A 21,257-nucleotide genomic window follows, 5' to 3' on the forward strand; every position below is an offset into this window, starting at 1 on the left:
GCATAGCGCCTTGTGTCCCTGCCTTTGTAGCTAACCCATGTTGCCTATTCGAAGCCTCGCGCTGCTGCTGACAGTGCTGTCACTAGTGGCCTGCGAGCAAAGCACCACCCCTCCCGCAAAGCCCAAGGTTGAAACCGCCAAGGCGCAACCAGCGCCAGCCGTGATTACCAGCAAAGCAGCCAAGGTCGAGCCGACGCCAGTCGAGCCCACGCCAGTGGTAAACAAGCCCCTGCAGCCTAAGCCTGTTGAGGCAAAGCTTACTGCAGCAGCTCAACCTCAGCCGAAACCTGCTGTGGTTGCGCGCAAGCCCAAGCCTGAGCCAGCCGCGCCGAAAGCCCCGCTGGATTTGAGCCTGAATACCAATGTGTTTGATCCCCTGCAGCCGGTGGCACCGCTTAGCGACCTGTCGATCCCACTATTGCCGCCCATGTTTGGCGACAAGGATAAGACCGAGGGGCCCTTTCAACTCAATGGCAAGCTGATTACCAATGAGCGCGGCGATGATTACTGGCAGTCGGTCGAAGGCGCGCAGTTGCAGTTCGAGTTCAAGCAGTAGCAGGCAGCTTTGATAGCCTACCTGCCGCTTGCAATCAGAAGCGATAGACCTGCTCGCCGATGGCGGCGAACAGCGTCTGATTCAGTGGGGTAAAGCGCGACTCGCCTGGCAGGCGCACCCACAACGGCTCCTGTACCGCTGCGGGGTTGTAGGCGGCCTGCTTGAGGTCAGTCTTCTTGTATTTGAAGGTGCCGGTGGTTTCCACCTCGCCGAGTAGGCGGATAAACAGCGGCGCGGCGTACACCGGCAATTCGGCGTCCAGATGCGCGGCGAGGGCGGCACTATCCAGCTGCTGGCCTTCACTCAGGCGCAGCGCGGCCATGCCGCAGCGACCATTGGTACCGGGGATTTCCACGCCATAGACCACTGCATCTTCCACGCCTGGGAAGGCACCCAGGACGTTTTCCACTTCGGTGGTCGATACGTTCTCGCCTTTCCAGCGGAAGGTGTCGCCCAGGCGGTCGACGAACTGCGCGTGATTGCAGCCGATATCACGCATCAGATCGCCGGTGTTGAACCAGGCATCGCCCTGCTTGAATACGTTACGCAGAATCGCCGCTTCGCTCTTGGCTGGGTCGGTGTAGCCATCGAATGGCCATTTGGCGCTGATCTCGCTGATCAACAGGCCAGGCTCGCCTTTGTCGGCCTTCTGCAGAAAGCCCTTGGCGGTACGAGTCACGCAGTCATTCTCTAGGTCGTAGCGCACGATGGCGTAGGTGGCGGGGGAGAAGCCCACGGTGTTGTCGAAATTGAATACGTTGGTAAAGCCGATATTGCCTTCGCTGGAGGCGTAGAACTCGGTGATCTGCTCAACCCCGAAACGCGCCTTGAACTGCGCCCAAATCGAGGGGCGCAGACCGTTGCCGATCATGCAGCGCAGGCTGTTGTTCTGCTCTGCAGCGCTTTCTGGCTGGTTCAGCAGGTAGCGGCACAGCTCGCCGATATAGCCGAAGCAGGTGGCCTGGTAGCGCTGTACATCCGGCCAGAAGGCGCTGGCGGAGAACTTGCGGCGCAGGGCGATGGCCGCACCACCGGCGATGGCTGCGCTCCAACACACGGTGACCGCGTTGTTGTGGTAGCAGGGCAGGGTCAGGTAGAGCACATCTTGATTGCTCAGGGTCAGGCCGGAATGGCCGAAGCCGCCGTAGGCCTTGATCCACTTGCCGTGGCTCATGATCGAGGCTTTGGGCAGGCCGGTGGTGCCGGAGGTGTAGATCAGAAAACAAGGGTCTTTCATCTTCACCTTAGCGCTGTCCGGCAGGTTGCCGGCGGCCTGGCTGCGTGCCAGTTGCATCAGATTGGCCCAGCCGTTGGGGGCCTGGCCGGCATCTTCCAGACAATCCTGATCGGCAATCCAGTAGCGCGGTGCGTTGGGGTTATCCAATTGCTCGGCGACTTCTTCGAACGCTTCGCGCAACTCTTCGCCGATCACCATAAATCCAGGTTTGACCAGATTAAGGCTGTGGGCCAGCACCTTGCCACGCTGGGTGGTATTGACCAGCGCACCGACCGCGCCGAGTTTGCTCAGCGCCGCGAGGATCGCCAGCAGCTCCAGACGGTTTTCCAGCATCACCGCCACCACGCTGCCATGGCGCACGCCTTCGGCCTTGAAGGCCCAGGCCAGGCGATTGGCCCAGGCATTGAACTGGGCATAGCTAAGGCTGCGCGACTCATCCAGCAGCGCCGGGCGCTCGGGGTGCTGCTGCGCCGTGCGCTCCAGCGCCCAGGCCAGCGACAGATTTTTCTCGCGATTGCGGATGCCAGCGTAATACAAGCCGCGCAACATACGCGGCACACGCGGTAGGTGCTGGGGGATGCGGGCAAGGAAACGCAGCGGGGAAATCAGATCGGCTTGGCTCATGGCTCTCGCGCTTAGGGTTGTTATGCGGGGGCGGAATGAGACTCTAGATGTGCTTTGAGCGAGCCGCTATGGCCCTGCTGCACATGACGGCGGGCAGATCGGCAAATGGCCTGGGGCGGGCAAAGGTTGGCGCTGGGGTCAGCGCCAATTTGGGTGAGTGGTCGTGTAGGCCCTAATCGACAAACAGGTCCGGGATCAGCGTGCCGCCTGCCGGATCGAAGCGGTAATGCTCGAACTCGCTAACGCCCTGTTCACGCAGAATATCTTCGTCGATCAGCAAGCGCCCGGTGATGCTGCGGCCGCTGCTGCTGAGAATGGCGTGGGCAGCGTCGGCCATGATCGCCGGGGTGCGGGCGCGTTTAAAGGCGTCGCGGCTGCCCAGTTCGAACTCAATGGCGGCGGTGGCGATCATGGTTTTCGGCCACAGCGAGTTGACGCTGATGCCGTACTTCTTGAATTCCTCGCTCATGCCCATGGTGAGCATGCTCATGCCGTACTTGGTGACGGTGTAGGGGCCGTGCTGGGCAAACCACTTGCTGTCCATATTCAGCGGTGGCGACAGGTTGAGGATATGTCCATTGCTGCTCTGTTTTAGGAACGGCAAGGCGGCCTGGCTGCAGACCATCACCGCGCGGGTGTTGATTTGGAACATCAGGTCGAAGCGTTTTGCTTCGAGCTTCTCCACACCCACCAGCTTGATTGCGCCAGCGTTGTTGATCAGCACATCAATGCCGCCAAAGTACTCGGCGGCCTGGGCCATGGCGGTTTTCACCGCGTTCTCGTCACGCACATCGACCTGCAGGGCCAGGGCCTTGCCGCCGACTTCTTCAACTTCAGCGGCCACCGAGTGGATGGTGCCAGGCAGCTTGGCGTGGGGCTCGGCGCTTTTCGCCGCAATCACGATATTGGCGCCATCGCGGGCGGCGCGCAGGGCGATTTCGCGGCCGATGCCACGGCTGGCGCCGGTGATAAACAGGGTTTTGCTTTGCAGTGACATATGCGTGCTCCCGAATTTGTTGTTATGTGCTTGGGGCGTTGATCTGTAGGTTGGTGCTGAGTGCAACGAAGCCCAACGTTGGGCTTCGCAGGCTCAGCGCCAACCTACGGTTTTCACATCTTGCTGGCTTCGATTTCCACCAGCAGCTGACGGTTTTTCACCTGATCGCCTCGGCTTACGCCAATGCGCCGTACCACGCCGTCGATACTGGCTTTGAGCGGGTGTTCCATTTTCATGGCTTCCAGCACTACCAGCAGTTGGCCCTTGCTGACACTGGCGCCTTCCTCCACCAGCACCTCGACAATCGCGCCGTCCATCGGCGCCTTGACGCTGCCTGAACCGGCGCCGGCAGCGCTGCTGACCGGCAGGTGGGTGATGTCAGTGAGTTGCAGGTTGCCGTTATGGCCGTACAGCCAGAGGTTGTCGCCGGCCAGGTGATAGGCCAGGCGCTGGCGAGTACCGTCCAGCTCCAGGGTGGCCCAGCGGCCGTCGCTGGCCAGCAGTTTGAGGCTGACCTGCTGCTCGCCAATGCTGGCTAGCAGGCTGGGCTGTGGGCCGTCGGCCAGCACTTGCAGTTCCACGGTAAACGTCTGTTCACCCTGCTTAAGCAGAAAACGCCACGGCGCGCTGCCGGCATTGCGCCAGCCTGAAAGCCCCGGTTGGTGAGCGCGGGCATTGGCCGACTGCTGGAACAACAGGGCGGCTGCGGCGGCCAGCTCGCTAGCTTTAGGTGACTGCGGACTAAGGCTGGGGTCATCGGCGAAGTGTTCGGCGATAAACGCTGTGGTGGCATTGCCGGCGGCAAATTCGGGGTGGCTGAGTAGGTTGGCGAGAAAGCGCTGGTTGCCGTTAACCCCCAGCAGTACACAGTCTTCAACCGCACGCACCAGCTTGCGCCGCGCTTCTTCGCGAGTCGCACCATAGGCAATGACCTTGGCCAGCATTGGGTCGTAGAATGGCGTAATGGCCTGGCCTTCAACCAAACCGTGGTCGATGCGGATGCCGTCGCGCAGCGCCGGTTCCCAGCGCAGTGCGGTGCCGGTTTGCGGCAGGAAATTCTGTGTGGCGTCTTCGGCGTACAGGCGCACTTCCATGGCGTGGCCGGTCAGGCGAATCTCGTCCTGTTTAAGCGGTAGCGCTTGGCCTTCGGCTACACGAATCTGCCAGGCGACCAAGTCTTGCCCGGTGATCAGTTCGGTAACCGGGTGCTCTACCTGCAGGCGGGTGTTCATTTCTAGAAAGAAGAACTCGCCGCTCTGATCGAGCAAAAATTCCACGGTGCCGGCGCCAACGTAGTTCACCGACGCGGCGGCTTTTACCGCCGCCTCTCCCATGGCTTGGCGCAACTCGGGCGTCATGATCGGGCAGGGCGCTTCTTCGACCACCTTCTGGTGGCGGCGCTGCACCGAGCAATCGCGCTCACCCAGGTAAACGATATTGCCGTGCTGATCGCCGAATACCTGAATTTCCACATGGCGCGGTTGGATCACCGCACGTTCGAGAATCAGCTCACCGGAGCCAAAGGCGTTCTGTGCTTCCGAACGCGCGGTGCGGATCTGTGCCAGCAGCTCGCTGGATTCGTGCACCAAACGCATACCACGACCACCACCACCGGCGCTGGCCTTGATCATCAGTGGGTAGCCGATACGCTCGGCCTCGCGGCTTAGGGTCTCGTCGTCCTGGGCTGCGCCCTCAAAACCGGGAATGCACGGTACGCCGGCTTCAAGCATGGCGATCTTCGACAGGCGCTTGCTGCCCATCAGGTGAATGGCTTCCACGGTCGGGCCGATAAACACGATGCCGGCGGCCTCGCAGGCGCGGGCGAAGTCGGCGTTTTCCGAGAGAAAACCGTAGCCAGGGTGGATGGCATCGGCACCGGTTTTCTGCGCGGCCTGGATGATGTTGTCGATCAGCAGATAGGACTGATTGACCTGGGCCGGGCCGATGCACACGGCTTCATCGGCTTGCTGCACATGGCGTGCATCGCTGTCGGCCTCGGAATAGACGGCCACGGTGCGGTAACCGAGGTCCTGGGCGGTGCGCATCACCCGGCAGGCGATTTCCCCGCGGTTGGCGATCAGGATTTTGTTAAAGGCGGGCATCTGTGTGCTCCTGCTGGTGATGGGTATCGCTGCGCTCAACCCATCCTACGGTCTCGGGTTGTGTAGGGTGGATCACGCTTTATCGATCCACCGTGCGGTGTTGCGGTGGATGTAAAAAGCGACATCCACCCTACGCTCTACTGCGCCCAATTCGGCGCACGTTTTTGCATAAAGGCCATGGTGCCCTCGACGCCCTCGGCACCGGTTACCGCTGCGGCAAACTGCTCGGCGGCGCGGTCCAGCAGTGGGCCGAGGGCTTCCTGTTCGGCGGCCAGCAGCAGGGCCTTGGTCTGGGCATTGGCGCCGGGCGCGCATTGGCGCACTTGGCTCAGTACCTGGTGCAGACGAGCATCCACCGCTTCGCCATTGGCTTCGCTGAAATGCACCAGGCCCAGGCGTTCGGCTTCGCTGCCATTAAAACGCGCGGCGGTGAGGGCCAGGCGTCGGGTCTGGGTCAGGCCGATGCGCCGCATCACAAAGGGGGCGATCTGCGCCGGGAGAATCCCCAGGGTGGTTTCCGGCAGGCCGAATTTGGCGTCCTGCTGGCAGATGGCGATATCCGACACGCAGGCCAGGCCGAAGCCGCCGCCCAGTACGGCGCCTTCGAGCACGGCGATCAGCACCTGTGGTGTGTTCTGCGCCTCTTCCAGCAGGCTGCCGAAGGCGCGGTTAAGGCTGCGATAGGCATCGCCACCGGCTGCACGCGCGCCGGCCATATCCTTGATATCGCCACCGGCGCAGAAGTGCCCGCCGGCACCGCGCAGCACAATGGCGCGCACGCTCTGGTCTGCACGCAGGCTTTCCAGCACCGCGCGCAGCTCCGTGACCATGGCCAGGCTCATGGCGTTGCGACTGTCCGGACGGTTGAGGGTGACGTGCAGTACGCCGGCGTCGTGGTTTAGTAGCAGGGTTTCGCAGTTCGGCAGAGCAGGCATCCGGTATTCCTCATACAAAAAAGCTGAGACGTAGGATGGGTTGAGACGCGTAGCGTCGATACCCATCGTGGCCGGGGTGATGGGTATCGCTGCGCTCAACCCATCCTACGGGCGCTTGGCTCTAGCTTTTCTTTTTCCCCGGCAGAATGCCCATCAGCTTGCAGATAATGCCCAACATGATTTCGTCGGCGCCGCCGCCGATGCTCACCAGACGCACGTCGCGATAGGCGCGCGACACCGGGTTGTCCCACATAAAGCCCATGCCGCCCCAATATTGCAGGCAGCTGTCGGTGACTTCACGGCCGAGGCGACCGGCCTTGAGCTTGGCCATCGAGGCCAGGTTGGTCACGTCGCGGCCGCGAACGTATTGCTCGGTGGCCTGATAAACCAGGGCGCGCAGGCACTCGACTTCGGTCTGCAACTCGGCCATGCGGAAGTGGATGACCTGGTTGTCGATCAGCGCGTTGCCGAAAGTTTTGCGCTCTTTGCAGTAGTCGATGGTGGCGTTGATGCAGTGTTCCAGGCCCTTGATCATATTGGCTGCGCCGAACAGACGTTCTTCCTGGAATTGCAGCATCTGCATCATGAAGCCGGCACCTTCGTGGCCGATGCGGTAGCGCTGCGGCACGCGCACGTTGTCGAAGAACACCTGGGCGGTCTCTGAGCTGCGCATGCCGAGTTTGTCCAGGTGCGGGCTGAGGGTAATGCCTGGGGTCTTCATCGGCACCATGATCAACGACTTGTTGACGTGGGGCTTGTCATCCGAAGTGTTGGCCAGCAGGCAGATAAAGTCGGCAGAAGGGGAGTTGGTAATCCACATCTTGCTGCCGTTGATCACATAGTCGTCGCCATCTTTCTTGGCAGTGGTTTTCAGCCCGGCCACATCCGAGCCGGCACCCACTTCGGACACGCCGATGCAGCCAACCATCTCGCCGCTGATCGCCGGCTTGAGGAACTCTTCACGCAGATCATCGGAGCCAAAGCGCGCCAGGGCAGGGGTGCACATGTCGGTCTGCACGCCGATGGACATGGGGATGCCGCCGCAGATGATGGTGCCGAACTCTTCGGCAGCGACTATCGAGTAGCTGTAGTCCAGACCCATGCCGCCAAATTTTTCCGGCTTGGAGATGCCCAGCAAGCCGAGGTCGCCGGCCTTCTTGAAGATCTCGTGGATCGGGAAGCGGCCGTCCTTTTCCCACTGCTCGACGTTGGGGTTGATTTCCTTGTCGACAAAGTTACGGACCGTGCGGCGCAGCTCTTCGTGTTCTTGGGTGAAGATCATTTCTTGTTCTCCTCAGAAAATCGCGGGGTCATGTAGGTTGGGTTGAGCCTGCGAAGCCCAACGGTGTATTCGGCTTGGCTGCGGTGGGCCGCCGCCCGTTGGGCTTCGTCGCAAGCTCCTCAACCCAACCTACGGTCAGAATCGGGCCACACCAAAGCTGCTGTTTTTAAGCGGTCGCACAGCGGCTTCGGCACAGATATCCAGCAGGTAGCCGAGCAGCTTGCGCGTATCACGCGGGTCGATCAGGCCGTCGTCCCATAGGCTGGCGGTGCCATAGAGTGCAGTGGACTGGCTGTCGAGTTTTTGCGCAGTGACTTGCTCGAGCATGTCGAGCATCTTCGGATCGGCTTCCTTGCCTTCCTTCAGGTGTTTGTCTTCGGTGACGATGCGCAGCACCTTGCCGGCCTGGGCGCCACCCATCACGGCGGTTTTGCTATTGGGCCAGGCGAAGATAAAGCGCGGGTCCAGGCCACGGCCGCACATGGCGTAGTTGCCCGCGCCGTAGGAGCCGCCAACCACTATGGTGAGCTTTGGCACTGTGGCGTTGGCCACTGCCTGGATCATCTTCGAGCCATGTTTGATCACCCCGAGTTGTTCCGACTCGGTGCCGACCATAAAGCCGGTGGTGTTGTGGAAGAACAGGATCGGCGTGTTGCTCTGCTCGCACAGCTGGATAAATTGCGCCGCCTTGGCCGCGCCTTGCGGGGTGATCGGGCCGTTGTTGCCGATAAAACCGCAGCCCTGGCCTTCGATCTGCAGGTGGCCGCAGACGGTCTGGCTGTCGAACTCGTTCTTGAAGTCGAGAAATGCTGAGCCGTCGGCGATGCGGGCGATGATCTCGCGCACGTCGTAGGGCTTCTTGGCGTCTGCTGGCACCAGACCGAGCAGTTCTTCGACCGGGTACAGCGGCTCGCTGTAGGTCTTGACCGGGCGCGCCGGTAGCTGGGCTTTCCAGGGCAGCATGGCGAGAATTTCGCGGGCGATGCGCAGGCCATCGGCGTCGTTCTCGGCCAGGTATTCGGCGGTGCCGGCGACCTGGGCGTGCATTTCGGCGCCGCCGAGTTGTTCATCGGTGGCGATTTCCCCGGTGGCGGCTTTCAGCAGCGGCGGGCCGGCAAGGAACATCTTGGCCTTGCCGCGCACCACCACCACGTAATCCGACAGCCCCGGCTGATAGGCCCCGCCTGCAGTGCTGGAGCCGTGCACCACGGTGATCTGCGGCAAACCCATGGCCGACATACGCGCTTGATTGGCAAAGCCGCGTGCGCCCTCGACGAAGATGTCGGCGGCGTAGTTAAGGTTGGCACCGCCGCTTTCGGTCAGGGCTACTACCGGCAGTTTGTTCTCGAAGGCGATCTGCTGCAGGCGCAGGGTTTTCTTTAGCCCGGTAGGGGAGATGGTGCCGCCCTTGATCGCACTGTTGCTGGCGCTGACCAGGCAGCGCACCCCGGCGATATAGCCGATACCGGAAATAATCCCGCCGCCGGCCTGGGTGCCGTCCTTGTCGTCGTGCAGTTTGTAGCCGGCCAGGGACGACAGTTCGAGAAACGGCGCGCCGGGGTCGAGCAGCAGATTCAGGCGTTCACGCGGCAGCAGTTGGCCGCGCTTTTCGAATTTGGCTTTGGCATCAAGCGCCTTGTTCAGGCAGTTCTGTTCGATCTGGCGAAAGCTGTCGACGGCAGCCAGCATGGCTTCACGGTTCTTGACGAAGTCCTCGCCATGCACGTCGATCTCGGATTGGATAACCGGCATGGGTCTTACTCCTGATCTTTCAGCACGTCAGGCATATAAGCCCGGTGGAAGCCGTTATAGGTCTCGCTGTTTTTTGCCTTGCCGAGGGTCCAGGCGCGAGTGCCCTGGCTGGCTGCGCCGTCGATACGGATGGTGTTGCCGCTGATAAAGTTGGCGCCAGGCGTGAGCAGGAAGACGATGGCGGCGGCTACTTCCGCTTCGCTGCCGATGCGTTGCAGCGGCACGTGATCCTTGAGCGAGCGGATCATGGTCTTCATCGATTCGGGGTAGGTGTCCATGCCGCTGGAGGCAATCCACCCCGGCGCTACGGCGTTGACTCGCACCCCGGCGTGGCCCCATTCGTAGGCGGCGGTCTTGGTGAAGTTCTCCATACCAGCGCGCGCCGCGCCCGAATGGCCCATGCCCGGCATGCCGCCCCACATGTCGGCGAGCATATTGACGATGCTGCCACCGTGTTTGCTCATGCTCTGCAGATACACTTCCTTGGCGATCAGAAAACCGCCCACCAGGTTGGTGCGCACCACGGTCTCGAAGCCTTTCTGGTTGATACCAATCAGCGGTGCGGGGTACTGGCCGCCGGCGTTATTGACCAGGTGATGGATCTGCCCGCGCTCGGCGACCACGGTTTTGACCATCGCTTTGACGGCATCTTCATCGCGGATATCGCAGACCTGAAAACTGGCGCTGCCGCCATCTTCGATAATTTCACCGTAGGTGGCTTCGAGCTTTTCCAGCTTGCGCCCAACCAGCACCACATGTGCACCCAAGTGCGCCAGCTCATGGGCGGTGCAGCGGCCGATACCGCTGCCGCCGCCGGTGACCATGATGGTTTGGCCGTTGAACAGGCCGGGTTTAAAAACTGAGTCGTATGTCATGTCGAATGCTCGCCCTTCGTAGGGTGGGTTAGCCGCGAAGCGGCGTAACCCACCATGGATACCGTGCCTCGTTACCGGGTTGGCTGAGGTTTTTCCGGTGGGTTACGCCTTCGGCTAACCCATACATGTCACAGGTGCTCGGCTATGGCCCTTGGCACCGGTATCGGGAATTCCAGCAGCTGTTGGGCAAAGGCCTTGCCTTGCGGGTCGATACGCAGGGAAGCGACACCGCCGCCGCCCAGGGCGTTCTCCAGTAAAAAATTCAGGCTATGGCTGCTGGGCAGGTACCAGCGGCTGACTTTGCCGGTTTGCGGATCGAGCGCATGCTGCATCCATTCGGCCACGGCACCCTCACTCAACGCAGCCGCGATCCAGGCCAAGTACTCGGGCTTTCTGGCCATTACGCCAATATTGCTGTGGTTGCCCTTGTCGCCGGAGCGCGCCACGGCCAGCTTGATCAGCGGCACTGAGGTGTCGGCCTGGCCGCTTGGCTGTGGAGCGGGAATGTCGGCGGCGATCTGCGCGCTATCCAGCACGGCGATCTCTGGCAGGGCTACGGGCGTGCGCTCGCCGTCGATTTCCACCTGCAGTTGGCAGGCAGACTTGTCGGCGAGAAAACTAAATAGGCGGATCACCGGATAAACAGTCGGGCGACCGCCGACTATGCCGGTCAGCCCCGGTGCCATACCGGTGGCGGCCTGGGCGATCTCGCGGGAGAACAGAATCAGCGCTTCTTTCTTGGCATGGCGCACGGCGATCTTGATCACGATCTCACGGGTATCCACGCGCTTGCCGCGTGGGCCATAGGTAGCCTCACTGCCGAGCAACTCGATGCTGACTTCCTTGTAAGGCCCCCAACCGCGCTCGGCGAACATTTCTTCGGTCTTGTTGATAATCGCCTGGCTGACGCGCTGGGCTTTTTTTACCGCATCGAGGCCGGCCATCAGGCAGCTGGCGGTGCAGCGAAAACCGTCCGGGTTGGTGGCGCTGACCTTGTATTGATCAGTCGGCGGCAGGCCGCGTGCGCCTTTCAGCTCAACGCGGTTGTCACCGACTTGGCTGAGTTGCACCCGGGTGAAGTCGCAGAGCACGTCGGGCAGGTAATAGGCCCGTGGGTCGCCGATTTCATAGAGCATCTGCTCGCCCACGGTAAAAGGCGTGATCAAGCCGCCGGAACCTTCCGGCTTGGTCACGACAAAGCTGCCATCGGCGCTCACTTCCACCACCGGGAAGCCAATATGCTCGTAGTCCGGCACGCTTTCCCAGTCGGTGAAGTTGCCGCCAGTGCACTGCGCGCCGCATTCGATGATATGCCCGGCCAAGGCGGCCTGGGCCAGCTGGTCGTAGTCGCTCCAACTCCAGTTAAATTCATGCACCAGTGCGGCACTGACCACCGCGCTGTCGACCACCCGGCCGGTGATGACGATATCCGCCCCGAGCTTTAACGCTTCGACGATGCCCGGTGCACCCAGGTAGGCGTTGACCGACACGCAGAAGGGCGGCAGCGGCGCGCCGCTGAACATCTCCACGGTGCTGGCCTTGGCCAACTCACCGAGTTTGGGTTGCAGATTGTCGCCATGCAGCACGGCAATCTTCAGATTCACTCCGGCCTGCTCACAAGCTGAAGCCAGAGCGGCGGCGCAGGCGCTGGGGTTGACCCCGCCGGCGTTGCTGATTACGCGGATGTTCTTAGCCGCGATGTCCTGCAGCAGCGGTGCCAGGGTTTCCACAAAATCAGTAGCGTAGCCGGCGTCCGGTTTCTTCATCCGTGCGCCGGCCATGATCGACATGGTCACTTCGGCCAGATAGTCGAAAACCAGGTAATCCAGTTCGCTGCCCTTTACCAGTTGGGCGGCGGCGGTGCTGGTGTCGCCCCAGAAGGCTGACGCGCAGCCGATGCGTACGGTTTTAGTCATTGGAATAGGTCCGTAATACATAAAAAATGGCCGTGAGCCATTTTTAACGTCGCGCAGCGACGGCCGCGCAGGGTGGCCGCCAGGGATGGCAGGCCATAAATTAAGGTGACTTGAAGGCTACCAAGCAAGCGCTTGGTTGAAAAGCCCTGGGGCGAATCTTTCTAACCGAAAGTGGGGCCAAGCGCTTGCTTGGGTAGCGTGCGCAGCATAAATTTCACTAATAACGACAAGCACTTGGGTAAACCAGCTGAGAACCAGCGTGCAATTGCAGGTTGGGCCGGTTGGGCCGAGGCATATATAGAGTTGGAGAGTACTTAGCGTGGATGATCAACAAGCGCATGCGGTGATGCAGCAACTGGTGGCCAGTGGGCAGATCACCGACCCGGACAGCGCGCGCGGCAAGCTGCTACAAACCGCAGCGCACCTGTTTCGCAGCAAGGGCTATGAGCGCACCACGGTGCGCGATCTGGCCAGTGCGGTGGGTATTCAGTCCGGCAGCATCTTTCATCACTTCAAGAGCAAGGATGAGATTCTGCGTTCGGTGATGGAGGAGACCATTCGCTACAACACCGCGTTGATGCAGGCCTCTCTGGCCGAAGCCAGCGATTTACGCGGCCGCGTGCTGGCGCTAATCCGCTGCGAGCTGCAGTCGATCATGGGCGGTACCGGCGAGGCCATGGCGGTGCTGGTGTATGAGTGGCGCTCGCTGTCGGAGCCGGGGCAGGCGTTTATCCTGGAGCTGCGTGACACCTATGAGCAGCTTTGGCTTCAGGTGCTGGGGGAGGCCAGGGATGCCGGTTACTTCAAGGCCGACCCCTTTATCCTGCGCCGTCTGCTGACTGGCGCGCTGAGCTGGACTACCACCTGGTTCCGCCCGGAAGGGCCGATGAGCCTCGATCAGTTGGCCGAAGAGGCGCTGTCGCTGGTGATTAAGGACGCTTGAGGAAATTAGACTACGCTAGATAGCACATTGATAGTATTTTGACGCCAACAGATTGTGAGCGTTTCGGGTCACGGAAGAAGTCGCTGCGTTTTGTTCTGAGGTTCGCCGTTTGGTCACGTTGGTGCGAGGTTTGCTGCTCGGGTTGATGCTTTGTGCGGCGTGCGCTGCGCAGGCTGCGGAAGAGGTGCGAGTGGGGGCCTACCATTTCCCGCCCTATGTGATTAAACCGGAAAGTGAGCGCCCTGGTGGCCTGCTATCGGAGTTGTTGCAAGCGCTCAATCAGTTGCAAAGCGACTACCGTTTTACCCTGGTCGCCACCTCCGCCATGCGCCGTTACCGCGACCTGCAAAGCGGTCGCTTCGATCTGATTCTATTCGAATCTCCGGCTTGGGGCTGGCAGGGCACTGCGCATACCGCGCTGGATCTGCACATCGAAGATGCAGAAGTCTATGTCGCACGCATGCAGCAGGGACGTGATGAGCGCTATTTCGACTCGCTTGAAGGCAAGCGCATGGCCCTGTACAGCGGCTATCACTACGGCTTTGCCGGATTTAATTCGGACAAGCAGTTTCTTGCCGATAGATTCAACGCGGTGCTGACCTATTCCCACGACAGCAACCTGATCATGCTGCTGCGCGGGCGGGCCGATGTTGCCGTGGTCACCCGCTCTTACCTGCGCGCCTACCAGCAGCGCTACCCGGAACAGAGCAGCGCCTTGCTGGAGTCCCTGCGGGTCGACCAGGTTTACCAGCATCAAGCGCTGTTTCGCCCAGAGGCGGCGATGCAGCCACAGGTTTTTGCCGAGCTGCTTAAGCAGCTCAATCGCGATAAGCAGTTGGATAAATTGCTTGGGCGCTATCACTTGCGCGATGCATCGGTGTTGATAAATGACTGAAAATGCTCTGTTCGGTCAGATTTGTCTGGGTTAGGCTGCAGTTATTCGAAAATAGGGAAGTCGAAGTCAAATGGGGTCCTTCAGGCGTGGGGTAAGCAGATTTTCCGGCATGGGACTGGCGTTGCTGCTGGCCGGGCCACTTATGGCCGCGCAGGACGTGCGTGTGGCCGCCGTGTATTTTCCGCCCTATGTGTTCAAAATCGAGCAACCCCAGGCCATTGGTTTGCTTGATGAGCTGGTAGCGGCGCTGAACCATACCCAGACAGACTACCGCTTCGTTATGGTGCCAACCTCGGTAAAGCGTCGTTTTCGCGACTTTGAGCAGCAGCGTATCGACCTGGCGATTTTCGAGAACCCAGGCTGGGGCTGGCAGGGTATTGAACACGTGGCTCTGGATATGCAGCTGGAAGACTCAGAAGTCTTTGTCGCCCGTGCTGAGCCAGGCCGTGATCAAGGCTATTTCGAGTCGCTCGAGGGCAAGCGTTTGGCGCTCTATCATGGTTATCACTATGCCTTTGCCGGCTTCAATGCCGAGCCGGAATACCTGAGTAAAACCTTCAACGCCACCTTGACCCATTCCCACGAAAGCAATCTGCTGATGGTGCTACACCGGCGAGCGGAAATCGCCTTGGTAACGCGTTCCTATATTGGCGACTTCCTTGAACGCAACCGGCAATATGCTGGGCAGCTGCTGATATCCGAACGTGTCGATCAGCATTATCGCCATCACGTGCTGTTGCGCCCGCAGGCGCCGATCACGCCTGAACAGTTTATGGCGCTGTATGAAACGCTGCGCGATAACGGTCAGCTGGAGAAGATTTTCAGCCGCTATCAGGTTGCCGTCATGCCACGCGCAGCGGATAGCTCAATAGCAACACGCGCAAAACGCACAACAGATTGACCGCGCCATACCGCTCAACCCGGCGTCAATCTAAGCAACGGTACATTCCTCTCGTTGGTGATTAAGGCTCGCGAGCGTCCTTGGCTTCTTGCTCAAGCTGGCGTAGGCGGATCTTCTCCAACTGCTCTTCGCTGAGCGGTGGTTGTTTGCTGCTGCGCAGCAGCATGAGGCCACCGACGATGGAGCCCAGAACCAGAAGCATCAATAGCCAGATATACCAGGTCATAAAGCCGTCCTTGTAGAGTTGAGCGCCCACCATAGCGCGCGTAGACCAGCAAGAGAACGGCAACAATGCTCTGATGTGAATAGCGCGTCGTTCTGGCCGGGAATAAGTGCGTGTGACGACTGTCACACGGCAGCAACTTGACGCTGGTTGAATGGCGGCTTTCCAACGCACAGGGAGTTTGCCCATGACCACTGCCAGCGCGCTCACGCGCTTGCTCAAGCCGGTTACGCCGTTGGCTGCGGATATGAGCATCGCCGATGTGGCGGATCGCCTGCTGACGCCCGAGCACAAGGCTTTTCTCTCGCTGCCGATTGTCGATAGCGCCGGCAGGCCACTGGGTCTGGTCAGCCGCAGCACCTTGCAGGACATCTTTATGCAGCGTTTCGGCCGCGACTTGCGCGGCCGCCATGCAGTGCAAGAAGTAATGAACCCGGCGCCGCTGATGGTCAGCCTAGACACCAGCCTGGAAGACGCAGCCAAGCAGATCACCGGGCAGCTGCAATACCCGATCACTGAGGACTTTATCCTGGTCGACGCCCAGGGCCTGTATCGCGGCCTGGGCACCGTGCTTGATCTGCTCAAGGCCATGGAGGCGCGCATCGCTCAGCGCAATCTGGTGCTGCGCAAGGCGCTGGTTGAGCTTAAGGAATCGCAGACCCAGCTGGTGCAGTCAGAGAAAATGGCGTCACTGGGGCAGATGGTCGCTGGCGTCGCCCACGAGCTGAACACCCCGCTGGGTTATGTGAAAAACAACGTGCAGCTGCTGCGTGAGCTCAGTGCGCCGCTGTTCGAGCTGGCCGAGACGCAGGCGACATTGGCCGACTGCCTGAACGACCCGGCTTGTGATGAGGCGCGCCTGACCACGGCCCTGGAATCGGCTGCCGAGGCTCGCGCCCACGCCGCGCCGGAACTGCTGGTGGAAGACCTTACCCAGCTGTTCAGCGATACCCTCTATGGCCTGGAGCAGATTGCCGAGCTGGTGGTCGGACTTAAGAACTTTGCCCGTCTGGACCGCGCCATGAGCGAAGAGGTCGACCTCAATGAGTGCATCCGCAGCGCCCTGGTGATCGCCCGCAACGGCATCAAGGACAAAGCCGAAACCATCCTGCAGCTCGGCGAGTTGCCGCGCATTCCCTGTGCGCCGTCGCAGATCAACCAGGTGCTCCTCAACCTGCTTAACAATGCCGCCCAGGCCATCGACGGTTTTGGTCAGATCCTGGTGAAAACCTGGGCCGATGACAGCGCCGTGTTTGTTTCTGTGCAGGACTCCGGGCGCGGCATGCCGCCTGAGGTGCTGGCGCGCATCTTTGATCCGTTTTTCACCACCAAGCCGGTGGGTCAGGGCACCGGGCTGGGGTTGTCGATCAGCTACAAGATCATCCAGGACCACGGCGGGCAGATTCGCGCGGCATCCGAGCCTGGGCGCGGCACACGCTTTCTGATTCGCCTGCCGCGCCCGCAGGCGCTGCCATTACAACGGAGTGCCTGATATGAGCGAGCCAATTCGTATTCTGTTTGTCGACGATGAAGAGCGCATCCTGCGCAGCCTGGCCCTGCAGTTCCGCCGCGAGTACCAGGTGCTGACCGAGACCGATCCGCGTCGCGCCCTGGAGCGTCTGAAAAGCGAGCATGTGCAGATTATCGTCAGCGACCAGCGCATGCCCCAGATGAGCGGCGCCGAGCTGCTGGCCCAGGCGCGGCAGATTGCCCCCGATACCCTGCGCATTCTGTTGACCGGCTACAGCGATCTGGATGCCGCCGTGGATGCGCTCAACAGCGGCGGTATCTTCCGTTACCTGACCAAGCCCTGGGACCAGCAGGAAATGGCCTTCACCCTGCGCCAGGCGGCGCAGATTGCCGCACGTCAGTTGCAGGTGCCGAAAGTGCCAACAGTCATACCGCAGGCTGCGCTCAATGTACTGCTCTTGGATGAGGATGCACCGACTCTGGCTGTGGTAGCCGAGTTCTGCGTGACCGGCGGCCATCGCTTGTTGCGCGCTTCATCGCTGAATGAGGCCGTAGCGCTGCTCAACAGCCAGCCGATTGATCTGCTGGTCAGTGACCTGCACGTGGCTGGGGAAGACACCGCGCCGCTGCTGAAAAGCCTGGCCCAGGCTCATCCGCGTTTACTCAGCCTGGTGGTCACGCCGTTCTGTGATACCCAGGCGCTGCTTAAACTGATCAACGAGGCGCAGATTTTCCGTTACCTGCCCAAGCCGATTCGTCGCGGGCTGTTCGACAAAGGTTTGCTGGCAGCGGCCGAGCAGGCGCAGCTGTGGCGTGCGCAGCCGGCGCAAGTGGTCACTCGCCTGGCGCAGCAGCCGCGCGAAGAGCGTGATCGGGAGAAGGTTGGCAGTTTGCTGGGCATGCTCGGGCGTTTGCGTGAGCGTTTGATCGCCTGATCGGATCAGGGATTGATCGCGGGCATGGCCCGCTCCTACAACCTTTGCGGGGTGTAGGAGCGGGCCATGCCCGCGAAAAACTGCCGTTAGCGCCGTACCTGCTTAAGGGTTTCTGCGATTAGGAAGGCCAGCTCCAGCGACTGGTCGGCGTTCATCCGGGGGTCGCAGTGGGTGTGATAGCGATCCGACAGGCCGTCTTCGGTGATCGGCCGCGCGCCACCGATGCATTCGGTGACGTTCTGCCCTGTCATCTCGATATGGATACCGCCGGCGTAGCTGCCCTCGGCCTGGTGCACGGCGAAAAACTGCTTCACTTCGGCGAGGATCTGCGCAAAGTCGCGGGTCTTGTAGCCGCTACTGGCCTTGATGGTGTTGCCATGCATCGGGTCACTGCTCCACAGCACTTGGCGACCTTCACGCTGTACGGTCTGGATCAGGCGCGGCAGGCCGACCTCGACCTTATCGGCGCCCATGCGCACGATCAGGTTAAGGCGGCCCGGATCGTTGTCCGGGTTAAGGATATCGATTAGGCGGATCAGCTCTTCGCTGTCCATGCTCGGGCCGACTTTCACCCCAATCGGGTTGCCGACACCGCGCAAGAACTCGACATGGGCGCCGTCGAGCTGGCGGGTACGGTCGCCGATCCACAGCATATGCGCGGAACAGGCGTAGTCGCCGCCGGTCAGGCTGTCGCGCCGCACGAAAGCTTGTTCGTAGTTGAGCAGCAACGCCTCATGGGCAGTGAAGAAGCTGGTCTCACGCACGTGCGAGGAGCCGTCCATGCCGCAGGCGCGCATAAAGGCCAGGGTTTCGTCGATGCGCCCGGCCAATTGACTGTACTTCTCGCCCAGCGCCGAGTTGGCGATAAAGTCGAGATTCCACTGGTGTACCTGATGCAGGTCGGCAAAGCCGCCCTGGGCAAAGGCGCGCAACAGGTTGAGGCTGGCGGTGGACTGGTGGTAGGCCTGCAACAAACGTTCTGGGTCCGGCACGCGGCTGGCAGAGTCGAAGCCGATGCCGTTGACGATATCGCCGCGGTAGGCGGGCAGGGTTACGCCGTCGATGGTTTCATCATTGGCCGAGCGCGGTTTGGCAAACTGGCCGGCCATGCGCCCGACTTTGACCACCGGGCAACCGGCAGCGAAGGTCATGACGATGGCCATCTGCAGCAGTACCTTGAAGGTGTCGCGGATCTTCGCCGCGCTGAACTCGGCGAAGCTCTCGGCGCAATCGCCACCCTGCAGGAGAAACGCACGACCCTGGGTCACCTCGGCAAACTGGCGGCGCAGTTCGCGGGCTTCACCGGCAAACACCAGCGGCGGATAACCGGCCAGGGTCTGCTCGACCTGGGCCAGCTGCGCGGCGTTCGGGTATTGCGGTTGTTGCTGGATCGGCTTGGCTCTCCAGCTTTCAGGGCTCCAGGGTTGCGACATTGTGGCTCTCGGCTTCAGTCAATTTAGGCGGACTGGCATGGTAACCGATAAGCCATGACCGGCAAGCCGATAGGCGCGATAGAGCCGCTGCATAAATGCTTAACCGGCCTACAGCAGGCCGCTGGCAGCCCCGGTAATCAATAAGGTAGGCATTATTCTTCTCCAGCGTTGGCCCGGGCCGCAGTTGCCAGCGGCAGGCTTGCGGGTGGTCTGCGTGACCAGATAAAGGCCAGCGTCAGACCGCTGACCAAATGCCAGCAGCCCCAGAACGCGGCGATCAGCAACATGCCGCTGGCCTGGGGGAAGAAGTCGATGCCGTGCTTGTGCAATTGGCGAACTGTGCACAGCCCCATGGGGCCGGCACCGATAATGGCGTACATGGCAAACCTCGATATTTGTTTTTATTGTTGTCGCCGCATAACGACGAACCCGGCGCTCCGGCTGCGGCAAATTATCGCGTGACCAGGGGAGGGTGCCTCAATGACAATTAGCGCCTTTGCTCTGGCCGAAATGGTCGGGGATGTCACGGTGGAGAGTGGTGATGCCAGGTTTACCCCCGGTCGGTCAGATGCCGGACCCGCTGTTGATCGCCGAAGTGCACGATGCCTTCGGGGTGATTCAGGTCGTCGAAATGGGTGCTTACCGCTTTCTCGAATTCGGCGAGGCGATTGAGCAGAGCTGCGTGTATATGCCAGACCCCAGCTGGCTGGAGTACGACTACACCCGCGCCATGCTGCTTGGCGCGTTGTGCCATGAGCACCCGGAAAGCGCGTTGTTTCTCGGTCTCGGCGCCGGCAACCTGACCCAGGCCTGCCTGAAGTTTCTGCCGCTGGATGATGTCGAAGTGATTGAGCTGCGCGCCGATGTGCCGCGCTTGGCCATGGAGCATATGGGCCTGGTCGATGATCCGCGCCTGACCATCCGCATCGGCGATGCGCTGGAGCTGCTGGAAAGCGCGGAAAAGACAGACCTGCTGTTTGTCGACCTCTATACCGATCACGGGCCGGCGACCGGGCACTTGGCCTGGCGCTTTCTGGAAAACTGCCAGAAGCAGCTCAACCCTGGCGGCTGGCTGATTATCAACCAGTGGGCTGGCAACGACGGCAAGCCGCTAGGCGCTCCGCTGCTGCGCGGGCTCTACCATCGGCATTACTGGGAGTGCCCGGTGAAAGAGGGCAATGTGGTGCTGCTGGTGCCGGCGGATCTGGAGCAGGAGATCGACTTTAACGAGCTGCGCCGCCGCAATGCGCTGCTGGCGCCGCAGTTCGGTTATTCGCTGGAGTCGTTGATTAAGGCGGTGCGTCCGGCGACCTGATCAAGTCGCCGGATCATTAGGCTCAACGTCCTTTAAAGTCGCCCGGCCGGCGTTCCAGCATGGCTTTGACGCCTTCTTGGGCATCTTCGCTGGCCATCAGCCGGGTAACAGTGGGGTGCAGACTGGCGGCTGCGGCGGTCGGGCCTTCGATCACGGCTTGGCGGGCTGAGGCCAGGGTGGCTTGCACGCCCAGTGGGGCCTGTGCGGCAATGCGTTCGGCGAGCCACAGCGCCTTGGGCAGCAGTTCTTCGCTGGCCACAACCTCCTGGATAAAGCCCAGGCGATAGGCTTCGTGAGCATCGAACTCATCGCCGGTCAGCAGCCAGCGCATGGCATTGCCCCAGCCAGCAGTCTGGTGCATGCGTAGGGTGGCGCCGCCGAAGGGGAAGATCCCGCGTTGCACTTCCATCTGCGCAAAGCGGGTATTGCTGGCGCACAGGTTGATGTCCGAGGCCAGCATCAGCTCAATGCCGATGGTGTAGCAGTAGCCTTGCGCGGCGACGATCACCGGCTTGCTCACTCGCGGCCCGCCGAATACACCCCAGGGGTCGCAGCCGCCCTCGGGAATCTGCCAGCCAGCGGCAAACTGCGCCGCCACATTGGCCAGGTCCAGCCCGGCGGTGAAGTGTTCGCCATGGGCAAATACCAACGCCACCCGCGCCTCGCTGTCGCGCTCGAACTCGCCGTAGGCCAGGCACATGTCGTCGAGCATGGCCATGTCGAAGGCGTTGCGTTTGCTCGCTCGGTCCAGGCCGATCAACATGATCTGGCCGCGTTTTTCACGGCTGACGCAGCCGCTGATGCTTTGGGTCATGGCGGGGAGTCCTTATGCGCAGGTTAGTGAACTGGGGCTGAAGCCGTTACAG

18 protein-coding genes and 1 pseudogene are annotated in these 21,257 nt (G+C 61.2%); 7 read left to right on the plus strand and 12 right to left on the minus strand.

The window, feature by feature from the left end; translation table 11 throughout:
- Positions 1-37 precede the first annotated feature (37 nt).
- Positions 38-556, plus strand: a complete 519-nt coding sequence (locus AC0T4W_RS07885; RefSeq protein ID WP_476318289.1) for a hypothetical protein — start codon at positions 38-40, stop codon at positions 554-556.
- Positions 557-590: 34 nt separating this feature from the next.
- Here AC0T4W_RS07885 and AC0T4W_RS07890 read toward each other — a convergent pair whose 3' ends face one another.
- The 8 genes from AC0T4W_RS07890 to AC0T4W_RS07925 form a co-directional block, all read right to left on the minus strand.
- A complete protein-coding gene (locus AC0T4W_RS07890; RefSeq protein WP_476318291.1) occupies positions 591-2,417 on the minus strand; it encodes a long-chain-acyl-CoA synthetase in 1,827 nt (608 codons plus the stop codon).
- A gap of 172 nt (positions 2,418-2,589) precedes the next feature.
- Positions 2,590-3,414 carry an SDR family oxidoreductase gene (locus AC0T4W_RS07895; RefSeq protein WP_476318293.1) on the minus strand — a complete coding sequence of 275 codons (825 nt, stop codon included), beginning with the start codon at positions 3,412-3,414 and terminating at the stop codon, positions 2,590-2,592.
- A gap of 113 nt (positions 3,415-3,527) precedes the next feature.
- Positions 3,528-5,516: an acetyl/propionyl/methylcrotonyl-CoA carboxylase subunit alpha gene (locus AC0T4W_RS07900; protein WP_476318295.1), complete on the minus strand. Its 1,989-nt coding sequence runs from the start codon at positions 5,514-5,516 to the stop codon at positions 3,528-3,530.
- 137 nt (positions 5,517-5,653) lie between these two features.
- Positions 5,654-6,451: an enoyl-CoA hydratase/isomerase family protein gene (locus AC0T4W_RS07905; RefSeq protein WP_476318297.1), complete on the minus strand. Its 798-nt coding sequence runs from the start codon at positions 6,449-6,451 to the stop codon at positions 5,654-5,656.
- 121 nt (positions 6,452-6,572) lie between these two features.
- Positions 6,573-7,733, minus strand: coding sequence for a citronellyl-CoA dehydrogenase (gene atuD / locus AC0T4W_RS07910; protein WP_476318299.1), 1,161 nt, complete (start codon positions 7,731-7,733; stop codon positions 6,573-6,575).
- A 135-nt stretch (positions 7,734-7,868) separates the two neighbouring features.
- The gene (gene atuC, locus AC0T4W_RS07915) at positions 7,869-9,485 is read right to left on the minus strand and encodes a geranyl-CoA carboxylase subunit beta (RefSeq protein ID WP_476318301.1); all 1,617 of its coding nucleotides are present in this window, start codon (positions 9,483-9,485) and stop codon (positions 7,869-7,871) included.
- A 5-nt stretch (positions 9,486-9,490) separates the two neighbouring features.
- Positions 9,491-10,360, minus strand: coding sequence for an SDR family oxidoreductase (locus tag AC0T4W_RS07920; protein WP_476318303.1), 870 nt, complete (start codon positions 10,358-10,360; stop codon positions 9,491-9,493).
- A gap of 128 nt (positions 10,361-10,488) precedes the next feature.
- Positions 10,489-12,276 carry an acyclic terpene utilization AtuA family protein gene (locus tag AC0T4W_RS07925; RefSeq protein WP_476318305.1) on the minus strand — a complete coding sequence of 596 codons (1,788 nt, stop codon included), beginning with the start codon at positions 12,274-12,276 and terminating at the stop codon, positions 10,489-10,491.
- Positions 12,277-12,595: 319 nt separating this feature from the next.
- Between AC0T4W_RS07925 and AC0T4W_RS07930 the strand changes: the two genes are divergently transcribed.
- The 3 genes from AC0T4W_RS07930 to AC0T4W_RS07940 all read left to right on the plus strand — a co-directional run bounded on the left by AC0T4W_RS07930 (position 12,596) and on the right by AC0T4W_RS07940 (position 15,015).
- A complete protein-coding gene (locus AC0T4W_RS07930) occupies positions 12,596-13,219 on the plus strand; it encodes a TetR/AcrR family transcriptional regulator (RefSeq protein WP_476318307.1) in 624 nt (207 codons plus the stop codon).
- 145 nt (positions 13,220-13,364) lie between these two features.
- A complete protein-coding gene (locus AC0T4W_RS07935; protein WP_476323513.1) occupies positions 13,365-14,114 on the plus strand; it encodes a substrate-binding periplasmic protein in 750 nt (249 codons plus the stop codon).
- 109 nt (positions 14,115-14,223) lie between these two features.
- Complete coding sequence (locus AC0T4W_RS07940) at positions 14,224-15,015, plus strand: amino acid ABC transporter substrate-binding protein (RefSeq protein WP_476318309.1); 792 nt, start codon at positions 14,224-14,226, stop codon at positions 15,013-15,015.
- 61 nt (positions 15,016-15,076) lie between these two features.
- Here the strand turns inward: AC0T4W_RS07940 and AC0T4W_RS07945 are convergent, their stop codons facing one another.
- Positions 15,077-15,241: a DUF2897 family protein gene (locus tag AC0T4W_RS07945; RefSeq protein WP_476318311.1), complete on the minus strand. Its 165-nt coding sequence runs from the start codon at positions 15,239-15,241 to the stop codon at positions 15,077-15,079.
- A gap of 184 nt (positions 15,242-15,425) precedes the next feature.
- Here AC0T4W_RS07945 and AC0T4W_RS07950 point away from each other — a divergent pair, with 184 nt between their 5' ends.
- Both AC0T4W_RS07950 and AC0T4W_RS07955 read left to right on the plus strand, forming a co-directional pair.
- Positions 15,426-16,730: an ATP-binding protein gene (locus AC0T4W_RS07950; RefSeq protein WP_476318313.1), complete on the plus strand. Its 1,305-nt coding sequence runs from the start codon at positions 15,426-15,428 to the stop codon at positions 16,728-16,730.
- Between the two features lies 1 nt (position 16,731).
- Positions 16,732-17,643 (plus strand): response regulator, encoded by a 912-nt coding sequence (locus tag AC0T4W_RS07955; protein WP_476318315.1) that lies wholly within the window; start codon positions 16,732-16,734, stop codon positions 17,641-17,643.
- 86 nt (positions 17,644-17,729) lie between these two features.
- On the opposite strand, the gene AC0T4W_RS07960 is transcribed toward AC0T4W_RS07955, so the two are convergent.
- Together AC0T4W_RS07960 and AC0T4W_RS07965 are read right to left on the minus strand one after the other, a co-directional pair.
- Positions 17,730-19,076 carry a class II 3-deoxy-7-phosphoheptulonate synthase gene (locus AC0T4W_RS07960; RefSeq protein WP_476318317.1) on the minus strand — a complete coding sequence of 449 codons (1,347 nt, stop codon included), beginning with the start codon at positions 19,074-19,076 and terminating at the stop codon, positions 17,730-17,732.
- Between the two features lie 152 nt (positions 19,077-19,228).
- A pseudogene (locus AC0T4W_RS07965) lies at positions 19,229-19,384 on the minus strand (bile acid:sodium symporter family protein); the annotation flags it as partial.
- A gap of 233 nt (positions 19,385-19,617) precedes the next feature.
- On the opposite strand from AC0T4W_RS07965, the gene AC0T4W_RS07970 reads away from it, so the two are divergent.
- Positions 19,618-20,391, plus strand: a complete 774-nt coding sequence (locus AC0T4W_RS07970) for a spermidine synthase (protein WP_476318319.1) — start codon at positions 19,618-19,620, stop codon at positions 20,389-20,391.
- Between the two features lie 22 nt (positions 20,392-20,413).
- On the opposite strand, the gene AC0T4W_RS07975 is transcribed toward AC0T4W_RS07970, so the two are convergent.
- On the minus strand, positions 20,414-21,205 hold the full coding sequence (locus AC0T4W_RS07975; protein WP_476318321.1) for a crotonase/enoyl-CoA hydratase family protein: 792 nt from the start codon (positions 21,203-21,205) through the stop codon (positions 20,414-20,416).
- Between the last annotated feature and the right edge of the window lie 52 nt (positions 21,206-21,257).

This window comes from Pseudomonas sp. C7.1 (assembly GCF_056312395.1).

Bases quoted from the DNA above. Each gene is read 5' to 3' on its own strand.
- AC0T4W_RS07885 (WP_476318289.1), top strand. From the start codon at position 38: ATGTTGCCTATTCGAAGCCTCGCGCTGCTGCTGACAGTGCTGTCACTA.
- AC0T4W_RS07890 (WP_476318291.1), bottom strand. From the start codon at position 2,417: ATGAGCCAAGCCGATCTGATTTCCCCGCTGCGTTTCCTTGCCCGCATC.
- AC0T4W_RS07895 (WP_476318293.1), bottom strand. From the start codon at position 3,414: ATGTCACTGCAAAGCAAAACCCTGTTTATCACCGGCGCCAGCCGTGGC.
- AC0T4W_RS07900 (WP_476318295.1), bottom strand. From the start codon at position 5,516: ATGCCCGCCTTTAACAAAATCCTGATCGCCAACCGCGGGGAAATCGCC.
- AC0T4W_RS07905 (WP_476318297.1), bottom strand. From the start codon at position 6,451: ATGCCTGCTCTGCCGAACTGCGAAACCCTGCTACTAAACCACGACGCC.
- atuD (WP_476318299.1), bottom strand. From the start codon at position 7,733: ATGATCTTCACCCAAGAACACGAAGAGCTGCGCCGCACGGTCCGTAAC.
- atuC (WP_476318301.1), bottom strand. From the start codon at position 9,485: ATGCCGGTTATCCAATCCGAGATCGACGTGCATGGCGAGGACTTCGTC.
- AC0T4W_RS07920 (WP_476318303.1), bottom strand. From the start codon at position 10,360: ATGACATACGACTCAGTTTTTAAACCCGGCCTGTTCAACGGCCAAACC.
- AC0T4W_RS07925 (WP_476318305.1), bottom strand. From the start codon at position 12,276: ATGACTAAAACCGTACGCATCGGCTGCGCGTCAGCCTTCTGGGGCGAC.
- AC0T4W_RS07935 (WP_476323513.1), top strand. From the start codon at position 13,365: ATGCTTTGTGCGGCGTGCGCTGCGCAGGCTGCGGAAGAGGTGCGAGTG.
- AC0T4W_RS07940 (WP_476318309.1), top strand. From the start codon at position 14,224: ATGGGACTGGCGTTGCTGCTGGCCGGGCCACTTATGGCCGCGCAGGAC.
- AC0T4W_RS07945 (WP_476318311.1), bottom strand. From the start codon at position 15,241: ATGACCTGGTATATCTGGCTATTGATGCTTCTGGTTCTGGGCTCCATC.
- AC0T4W_RS07950 (WP_476318313.1), top strand. From the start codon at position 15,426: ATGACCACTGCCAGCGCGCTCACGCGCTTGCTCAAGCCGGTTACGCCG.
- AC0T4W_RS07955 (WP_476318315.1), top strand. From the start codon at position 16,732: ATGAGCGAGCCAATTCGTATTCTGTTTGTCGACGATGAAGAGCGCATC.
- AC0T4W_RS07960 (WP_476318317.1), bottom strand. From the start codon at position 19,076: ATGTCGCAACCCTGGAGCCCTGAAAGCTGGAGAGCCAAGCCGATCCAG.
- AC0T4W_RS07970 (WP_476318319.1), top strand. From the start codon at position 19,618: ATGCCAGGTTTACCCCCGGTCGGTCAGATGCCGGACCCGCTGTTGATC.
- AC0T4W_RS07975 (WP_476318321.1), bottom strand. From the start codon at position 21,205: ATGACCCAAAGCATCAGCGGCTGCGTCAGCCGTGAAAAACGCGGCCAG.